This is a genomic window from Paenarthrobacter sp. CCNWLY172 (genome assembly GCF_037402035.1).
In the GTDB taxonomy this organism is placed as follows: Bacteria; Actinomycetota; Actinomycetes; order Actinomycetales; family Micrococcaceae; genus Arthrobacter.
In genome coordinates this window covers 1-8,132 of record NZ_JBBEGB010000024.1, presented here as the reverse complement: position 1 = coordinate 8,132, position 8,132 = coordinate 1, and the positions used below count along the sequence as shown (strand labels likewise).

At 59.2% G+C, this 8,132-nt stretch carries 13 protein-coding genes; 1 reads left to right on the top strand and 12 read right to left on the bottom strand.

Translation table 11 applies throughout. The features are described from left to right. Window positions 1–72 precede the first annotated feature (72 nt). A complete protein-coding gene (locus tag WBN73_RS21265; RefSeq protein WP_337341263.1) occupies window positions 73–1,119 on the top strand; it encodes a hypothetical protein in 1,047 nt (348 codons plus the stop codon). 172 nt (window positions 1,120–1,291) lie between these two features. Here WBN73_RS21265 and WBN73_RS21260 read toward each other — a convergent pair whose 3' ends face one another. The 12 genes from WBN73_RS21260 to WBN73_RS21205 all read right to left on the bottom strand — a co-directional run bounded on the left by WBN73_RS21260 (window position 1,292) and on the right by WBN73_RS21205 (window position 7,956). Continuing rightward, window positions 1,292–1,906 (bottom strand): hypothetical protein, encoded by a 615-nt coding sequence (locus WBN73_RS21260; RefSeq protein ID WP_337341264.1) that lies wholly within the window; start codon window positions 1,904–1,906, stop codon window positions 1,292–1,294. Between the two features lie 62 nt (window positions 1,907–1,968). Next, complete coding sequence (locus tag WBN73_RS21255) at window positions 1,969–2,547, bottom strand: recombinase family protein (RefSeq protein ID WP_337341265.1); 579 nt, start codon at window positions 2,545–2,547, stop codon at window positions 1,969–1,971. After that, window positions 2,544–3,398: a nucleotidyl transferase AbiEii/AbiGii toxin family protein gene (locus tag WBN73_RS21250; RefSeq protein ID WP_337341266.1), complete on the bottom strand. Its 855-nt coding sequence runs from the start codon at window positions 3,396–3,398 to the stop codon at window positions 2,544–2,546. Before WBN73_RS21250 ends, WBN73_RS21255 begins: the two co-directional genes overlap by 4 nt. Next, window positions 3,398–3,754: a transcriptional regulator gene (locus tag WBN73_RS21245; RefSeq protein ID WP_337341267.1), complete on the bottom strand. Its 357-nt coding sequence runs from the start codon at window positions 3,752–3,754 to the stop codon at window positions 3,398–3,400. Before WBN73_RS21245 ends, WBN73_RS21250 begins: the two co-directional genes overlap by 1 nt. Window positions 3,755–3,991: 237 nt before the next feature. Then, window positions 3,992–4,636: a hypothetical protein gene (locus WBN73_RS21240; protein ID WP_337341268.1), complete on the bottom strand. Its 645-nt coding sequence runs from the start codon at window positions 4,634–4,636 to the stop codon at window positions 3,992–3,994. Window positions 4,637–4,701: 65 nt separating this feature from the next. Further along, window positions 4,702–5,130: an ATP-binding cassette domain-containing protein gene (locus WBN73_RS21235; protein ID WP_337341269.1), complete on the bottom strand. Its 429-nt coding sequence runs from the start codon at window positions 5,128–5,130 to the stop codon at window positions 4,702–4,704. Window positions 5,131–5,220: 90 nt separating this feature from the next. Then, the gene (locus tag WBN73_RS21230; protein WP_337341270.1) at window positions 5,221–5,730 is read right to left on the bottom strand and encodes a single-stranded DNA-binding protein; all 510 of its coding nucleotides are present in this window, start codon (window positions 5,728–5,730) and stop codon (window positions 5,221–5,223) included. A gap of 20 nt (window positions 5,731–5,750) precedes the next feature. Next, on the bottom strand, window positions 5,751–6,038 hold the full coding sequence (locus WBN73_RS21225) for a hypothetical protein (protein WP_337341271.1): 288 nt from the start codon (window positions 6,036–6,038) through the stop codon (window positions 5,751–5,753). A gap of 5 nt (window positions 6,039–6,043) precedes the next feature. Continuing rightward, the gene (locus WBN73_RS21220) at window positions 6,044–6,190 is read right to left on the bottom strand and encodes a hypothetical protein (RefSeq protein ID WP_337341272.1); all 147 of its coding nucleotides are present in this window, start codon (window positions 6,188–6,190) and stop codon (window positions 6,044–6,046) included. 63 nt (window positions 6,191–6,253) lie between these two features. After that, the gene (locus WBN73_RS21215) at window positions 6,254–6,880 is read right to left on the bottom strand and encodes a hypothetical protein (RefSeq protein ID WP_337341273.1); all 627 of its coding nucleotides are present in this window, start codon (window positions 6,878–6,880) and stop codon (window positions 6,254–6,256) included. Between the two features lie 74 nt (window positions 6,881–6,954). After that, a complete protein-coding gene (gene nrdH / locus WBN73_RS21210) occupies window positions 6,955–7,188 on the bottom strand; it encodes a glutaredoxin-like protein NrdH (RefSeq protein WP_337341274.1) in 234 nt (77 codons plus the stop codon). 159 nt (window positions 7,189–7,347) lie between these two features. Then, entirely contained in the window at window positions 7,348–7,956 is a 609-nt protein-coding gene (locus tag WBN73_RS21205) for a DUF6349 family protein (protein WP_337341275.1), read from the bottom strand. Window positions 7,957–8,132: the final 176 nt, after the last annotated feature.

Below are 8,132 nucleotides of genomic sequence, written 5' to 3'. Positions count from 1 at the left end.
CGACAGAACCCGCATTTAGAACCACGTGGGAAGTTCCTGGGATAGCTTGGCCTGATGACAAATAATGGCCCTTTGAGTATCCAGAGGATTGGCCCTGAGGCGCTCCCTGGCAACACCGAGGCGATGGAGGAACTGCTCAAGGAGCACTACTATCGCGTGGACCCCGCCGAGTATTTTGAACGGAGGCTTTGGGGCATAGTCGCCTTGGCCGACATGAAGGCCGGCGCCGTGAACTGGGACAGCGAAGATGGCGAATCGCTCTTTGCCCAGTTCAGGGGAGTCCTGAAAAACAAGCGATTCGCCCTCGATGTTCCACCGGGCGAGACCTTGAGTAGCCGAACGATGGCTTCCATCGAGTCCTACACATTGATGCAACACGTAATCGAGACCGCGCTGCGCCTTTTCGTGGCCAGTGAAGAACGGGTTACAGGCAGCAGCCTCATGATGCAGCTAGTCAACATGCGGGATGCAGCAGCGTTCCGAGTTGCCCTGAAACCTCTCCTAGGAGCGGCAGCAAGACACACGGTTCAGACGGTGATGTTTCCGCCTGAACTTCGTCAGGATGAATCGACCGAAGCAAAACAAGAGATGAAGCAACATCTGGCCTTCCTCACAGCGTGGCTCTCATTTTTTGCTCGCTTTTATTCCGAGGATGAGTTCAACGGAGCACAGGGAAACAACCAGCTCAAACACGGTGCAACCGCTTCACCCCGCGACGATCTAGGCATTGTTCTCCACACCGCCGAAGAACCTCCGGAGAGCTTAAGCGAAGAGGAATGGAAATCCGCCGCCGCCGTAGTGAATGCGGAATCAGTGAGCTACGTGGTTCAAGAGCGGGGCGACAAGGGGACGGTTCCGGGACTCAATCTCCGGACGGACAACTCTGACCCGGCCACGAACCTGGCAATCGCACAGGTTGGCATCACCATCGTCCGTTCACTCTGGCAAATGTCTCAGGTGGTGGCTTTCCCAAACACCGAACGAAAGTACGAATACGACTACTCACCGATGCCGGATGAACTATTCGAAGCTTCGACCAAGCCTCCGCGCGCTGTCCTTCAACCGCTGCTCAAACCCACTCCGCGTCCGCCAAAAGCCAACCAACGACGAAAGCGTTGAAGCTGAACCCCACTTGCGAGGCTGTGCACGGCCACCGCTCGCCCTTGTGACCCTCATCCCGGTGGTGCCGTGGTGGTTGTGTGCAGGCGGTCAGCTGGGTCCCGTCGTCCACATGTGTGCGGGAAAAGCCCGAAGGATTTAGCTTTTGCCGTGCCCATGTGGGCGAGGGGCTTTAGACGATTCTCTCGGCAGATGTGCTCTGGTTTGTCAGTGGTGGCTTACGCTCTGGTAGTTGGCTTAGGGCCTTTTCGCCGGCTGCAATCATTTCCTCGATGCCAGCCTCGACATCGGGGCTTGGTTCCAGTTTTCGTGCCACCCGAAGATTGTTGATGAACGACGCGGCCCACTCGTTCGGCGCGTGATGGGCGTCCTCTATCTGCTTCATGGTGTGCCCGCTTCCGCTCAGTTGCAGCATCGCCTGTTCGAGCAATCCGTTGATCACCTTGTGCTCGACGCTCATCCATCTGTCGAGACGCTTGTAATGCTCACCGGTTACGCCGTCGACCAACTCCGTCATCGACGAACGGACACGCACGAGAACTGGCCGCATGTCCTGGGCAAGAACATTGGCGCCCACAACGTCCTGCATGGCACTGATGACATCGCTCCACAATTCTCGTTGCCTTGCGCGCGCGCCTTCCTCTTCAGCTCTGATCGCCCGATGGTCGGCTGCGGCCGCCCGCTTGTCCGCCCGCGTTGCACGGCGGTCCGCCCGGACAGAGATGATGAAGCCGGACAGGCCTGTTACGCCGCCGAGAATGGCGATTCCGGCTGCAAGTACGTCCATGGTGAGAGTCCCCTTCTTACAATGTCTCGTTAATTCTCGCCGCTGCCTTGGAGGGGATCAGTTCAAGCTGATTGTTCGGCCTGCTGTTTCCGTAGGGCGCGGCTCACGCTCATCCGTCCGACGCCGAGTACCTGCGCGATTTCTGTGATGGGTGTCTTTTCCGCGTGCATGGTGCGTGCGGCGTTTACCTGAGCTGGGGTCATGGTTGGAGGCCGGCCACCGACGCGGCCGCGAGCACGGGCTGCTTCGAGTCCTGCCCGGGTGCGTTCGAGCATTCTGCTGCGTTCGTGTTCTGCCAGTGCGGAGAAGATGTGGAAGATCAACCGGCCGTCTGCGGTGGTGGTGTCTAGGAAGCTCTCGGTGAGGGATTTGAACTGGATGCCTCGTTGGTCCAGTTCTGTCACGATGCGGGCGAGGTCGGCGGTGGATCGTCCCACGCGGTCCAGCTTCCAGACCACCAAGACGTTGCCTGGTTGCAGGAACTCCAAGCATTTCTTCCATTCAGGCCGGTCCTGTGTTGAACCGGATGCGTAGTCGGTAAAAGTGCGGATAACCCCGACCCGGTCTAGGGCGTCTTGCTGCAACTGGGGGTTTTGCTCAGCGGTGCTTACGCGGGCATAGCCAACGAGGTTCGCCGTCATAGGTTTCTGCCCGGTTGCTGTCCCCGGCGCTTCTCAAGGGGCCCTGTCTCGGCTGCCGTCGTTTGGGTGGGTGCTTTCAGCGCGTCCCTTGCCGAGACAGGGTAGGAGGCGTGCACCAACTTCATGACCTGTTCCATTCCGGGATCCACGGCGCGTGATTGTTCCTGGTTCTTCTGGATCGGGTGTTGGCCAAGTGCCGGCGGATTGGTTCGGAGTTCATCGGCCCATCCGCTGAGCCGTGATTTGAGCTGTGCCAGCTCCTGTTCTTCGACGCCGTACTCCTGCACGCGGACGGTGCTGGTGATGCGGTTGATCTGTTCGAGCTGCCCGGCGAACATCTCGATGTCGAAACCGGGGTCGCGGTCAGCGGCGAGGTCCAGCAGCTGCGCGTCGGTGAATCGTCTGGATTCCCTGATGGCGTCAAGGTCAAGGTAGTCACGGACTTCAGCCCGGCTGTAAACGGCAACGACTTTGCTACCCACGGCGTCTTCAAGACTGAGGACTGGCCCGACAGAGAGGGTGACCGGCTCAGCTGCGCGCCAGTCGACGCCAAGGTCAACTTCGACGGTTTGGCCTGCCGGTGAAGTGACAGAGAAGTTTGCGAACTGTGGTGCGCTGCGGCGCTCAGCTACCTCGAGGCCGCTATCCCGCATGGCGGCCGCGAGTCGCTGTGTTGAGAGGGCGAAAGCCTCGGTGCTGGTGACAGAGGTGAACAGGTCTATATCTATCGTTGGGCGGTCGATAATTCCGTGCTCACGGATTGCTCCGGAGCCGGCCAAGGCGAAACCTCCGCTGGCCAAAGCGTCCAGTGCCAGGCGCGTGACATCACGCTGGTATTCAAGGTCCGGCATTAGGAGCGCTGCGCCAGCTGGGGAAACTTCTTCTCCCACAAATCGCGGACACGGACTGGCAGCATCAGTTCGCTCCATACCTTCAACAGGAGGTCGGCGTTGAGCAGCTGCACTTGCTCCGCTCGGGTGCCTTCACGAAGGATCGCCTGATATGCCTTGTACACGCCTTCCCGTTGCCCCAGATCGCAGTCCGCCTGCGGTCCCCAGTAGACATGCTGCGGCAGCGTTAGAACGCCCTCCCCCGGCCCCTGCATCGCTTCAAGGCTCTCAGCCACCTCGTACGGAATCACGTCCTGTATCAGGACTCGTGGTTCGTTTGTGTGGTTGCCCTGGTTCCTGGGCTTGAGGGTAGGCATTGGTCTCTCCTGTTGGTGCGGCGTCGGTTGCCGTTGGGCTCAGGTTAGCAAGAGCGCACGAAACTCAACACAGATCGTCTTTGTTCATTTTCCGGTTTCGTGCAGTGTTTCGTGCGAAATACGCTGAGCAGATTCCGCTCAACGGCGGGGTGCAGGTCATCCGGTCTTGGACGGCTTGGCGTGTGCACGAATAGGACCGATTCCGTGCAATTACAGGACAGTCACTTCCAATGGTCATCAGGGCTTGACCAGCGGTCTTCCCCCGATAGACCGCTGATACTCGTTTATGTCTGACTGCGTAACACCCAGCTGCTTGAGAACTTCGCTACATCTACGGTGGATTTCCGGGAACCCTGCACCCTTTCCAAGAGACCAGAGATGGTGCGCACCCACGCCGAAGTGTTGCTGCAGTTTGTTAGGCAACGGGTAACCGGAGGCATCGTACATCGGAGAATCGTCATCCCAGGTGGTGTACCCCAGTGCAGCGCCAGTCTCGGGCGTGGAGGCATTAAAGACGTCCGGCTCAACAGTTAGAACTCTGGCTGCCCTGCAGCGGAAGGAAACACCCACTGGATAGTCAGGGTCGTGGCTTGTCTTTCCCACGGGTACTACCTTGTACACCGCTGCAGGTCCCAGCCCCAGCTTGAAATACTGTGCGGCGAAATCAAAGGCCAGATTCCGGTCGCTCGTGATGTACGCATAATCCGGTCGGTAGTCGGCAAAACTCTCGGGGGAAAGCGCAGACACGACATGTCGATAGCCGGGAACCTGCACCCCGGGAACCAGCTCATCGCCTGCCCTACGCCCTGCCGCTCCACCGTGCCAGTAGATGACAGCATCTTCCCTGTTGCCCTGTTTGCGCAGGCGACTTCCTTTTCCCATGATTTACATTCCTTTCGAGGTGCGGACTCTATAGTTTTGGCTGACTTCTTTGCCGCCTCTGTTGTTTACGGCCAGGGGTACAGCGTGGTCAGGTGGGTGAAGGCTTTGGGTGTGCCGTCTTCGTGGAGGGTCATTCCTGAGTGTTCATGGCTGCCGCCTGCGTGGGCGATAGCGGCCAGCACCAGTTCAAGGTTTTGCCGGTCGAGTCCGCTAACGACGTCGCCCAAGACCACATGCACTTCGCCGGCCAGCGAGGCTGCCAACAGGAGGAATCGCCGTTCCCCTCCGGAGAGGCCCTCTGCTTGGTCCGGGATGGATTCGAAGTCGATGTAGGCAACTTGGGCATGGCCCTCCGGTGTGGTCGCACTTGGGTAGACCCATGGAGCTCCTGGAGCTGCAAACTTGCCGTTGAACGCGCGAATCAGCAGCTCGGTCGCGGCTTCAAGTCCGTACATCCCCTTGGCCCATCGGCGGAGGTCGTCTGTGTGTGCCATGGTTTGATTCCTTTGGGTTAGAAGAAAAGGCCGAGAACGTATAAGTGGTGTCGGGGTCAGCCTAGTGACTGGCCCCGACACCATAAGGGTTTAGAAGGGTGGCTCGGAGTCCGGGCCGTTGCCCCAGCTGCCGCCGCTTGTGGTTTGCGGGGTGGCCCACGGGTCATCCTGTGGAGATGTAGCGGCGGTGTTACTGTTGCCGAAGCCGCCTCCTGTTTGGCCATTTCCGTTGGAGCGTTGGGTTCGGTTGACCTTGGCGTTGGCGTACCGGAGGCTGGGGCCGATCTCGTCTACTTCCAGTTCTATGACGGTGCGTTTTTCGCCTTCTTTGGTCTCGTACGAGCGTGATTTCAGCCGTCCGCTGACGATGACACGGGTACCTTTGGTCAGGGATTCAGCGACGTTCTCTGCGGCTTCGCGCCAGACGCTGGCCCGGAGGAACAACGTTTCGCCGTCCTTCCATTCGTTGCTCTGACGGTCAAAGGTCCGGGGGGTGGAAGCAATGGTGAAATTAGCCACCGCGGATCCACTGGGCGTAAATCTCAGCTCTGGATCGTTGGTCAGGTTCCCTATGACGGTAATGGTTGTTTCGCCGGACATGATGGTGCCTTTCTCTCGGTTTAGAACAGTGCGTTTCGTGGTTTGATGTCGGGAATATCGCCGTACGTTGGCCACCCGGCCCCTTGTTCCACGGCGAGGAAGCGCTGTGTCTGGTCTCCGCTGATGGGCTTGCCTTCCTCAGCGTATTCGGGCTGGGAGTAGAACTCGCGAATCTCAAAGACGGTGGAGTTGCCATGGGCTGACCATCCGGAGAAGTTGCACCGGAGTGGTTCGTCGGGGTCCGGTCGCCCTTGTGGTGGTTCGAGGTATCCGGTGATCTTGGACGGGAAGCTGCTGTTGCGTGCCATGGTTCTTAGACTTCGGTGGTGCCGATTTGGCGTACTTCGCGGAACGAGTGGGTGTGGCTTTCGAGCCATGTGTGCAGCTCGTCCTCGGTGGTCGTTGCTTTGATCTTGGTCTTGCCCTGGTGGGAGTCGTAGACGGCGAACCAGATAGTCATGATGTCCTCCAAGTTGGTGGCCCGGTACCCGGGGCTTGTGCCGTCCGGGTACCGGGTGGCTCATTAGTCGGCGGTGGGGATTCCTGCGGTGAGGAGGTCTTCCCAGATGCCTGAACCTTCGACGTCGGTCCAGTCCGAACCGGAGCGGAACGGTGCGTGCACTTCCGGGGTGCGCTGGCGGTCTTCCCAGATTTCCAGTCCACTCAGGGAGCCTTTTTCGTCCATGATGAGCCGGGTGGTCAGGTCTTCGTTGCTGGGGTCGCGGTAGACAGCTGCGACGTGGTGGTCGTCAATGTCATGCAGTTCCGGGAGTTGCTTGCCGCACACGAGGATGGGGTTGGCTTTGAGCAACGTTTCTGCGTGCTGGTCGCCGTAGATACCCGAGTCGATGGCTCGGCGGTCGAAGACCTGCGGTTCAACGTCCGTCACTTCGTGTTCGCGTCCGTAGGTCTTGGCGGTGATTGAGGGGAGCATCCCTGAGCCGTGCATGACGTCGATGTACTGGTGCAGCCTTGCGGTGGTGATCTCAGGGCTGTCGTAGTGTGCCTGGACCCATGATTCCAAGCCGTCGCGGCTGATGGTGACGTTGGCTCGGAGTTCAAAGGATTCGCGGACGGTGATGGTCACGTCCAGCGTGTCAGTGGCCGTGGTGGCGCTGGTGCCGGCTGTCAGGGTGGTCTTGTTCTTCATGGTGTTCTCCTTGCGTAGGAAGGGTGTTCCTGCCGGTGCTGTGTCCGCAGCTTTCGCAGGTTTGGTGGTTCGGGCTAAGCGACCAGCTGAGCCAGTTCCTCGATCTTGTCCGGCCGGAATCCGGACCAGTGGTCGCGGTCGGTGACGACGACGGGAGCTTGCATGCATCCGAGTGCCTTGATGCGTTCCAGCGCTTCGGGATCCTTGGTGACGTCAACCGTCAGGTGCCCGATGCCCTTCTTGTCCAAGGCCCTCTCAGTGGCATCGCACTGCACGCAACCCGGCTTGGTGTAAACGGTGATCGTCATCTGTCTCAGCTCCATCGTGGCGTCGGTTCTGGTTTCGTCCGTCTGCTTGACTTGATACTATTATGATATCACGATGATACTACTACGGCTAGTTTTTTGGGATGCTTTTTCGAGGAAGATACGGAAAGGCGAGGCCTTTCGGCCCCGCCTTCTCTGCGTCTATTTCGTGGTGTCGATGACTCCGATGTCGTAGCCGCCCCACGGGCTGCGTCCGGGGACGTGTCGGCTGCTCATTGATTCCCTGCTCGTCCTTACAGGTGCGCCGGGGTATTGCCAGTCAGTCGGGTAGTCCTCGGGAATCTTGTACTTGTATCCGCCACTGGGCTTCATGGTTGCCGTAACGAGCGGCAGTTCCTGCCATCCGGGCCAGCAGTGGTTGAGCATGTCTTCCACGGCGCCGTTCTCGCTGTCATGGATCGCGCTCCACCAGTCGCAGTCATGGCAGTAGACGCGGTAGAGAAGGTCGCCCAGGCACTGGCATTGCGGGTTGCGCCAATGTTCGTTGCATCGGAGGTCTGCGCCATACGTGAAGGTTCGGTGACTGGAGCCGGCTGCTACGTTCCGGCCCGTCTGGCGCTCGTTCCACTGACGGCTCCAGTTGGATACGCCGAGGATGCCTTCGCTTTTCGCCCGGTAGGCGTACGCTTCGTCCAGCTCGTCGGGGTGGTAGTGGCCCACAGTGAAGTGAAGCGGGGCCGCTGGCTTGGTTTCCAGTTCCAGTAGGGTTAGAAGGTCAAGCTGGCCGGTCAGCACATCTGCTGCTGTCATGGTCCGATCTCCTTATTGCGTAGGGATGAGAGTCGCTTGGCTGGGTGGGTTCTGTGTCCGCAGAGCCCACCCGCTTTTGCATCCTCGTGATACTATAATGATATCACTGTGATACTATGCAATCAAGGTACTTCCATGGTGCCCATGACCAATATCTGCGCGGGTTTTCCTGTCGC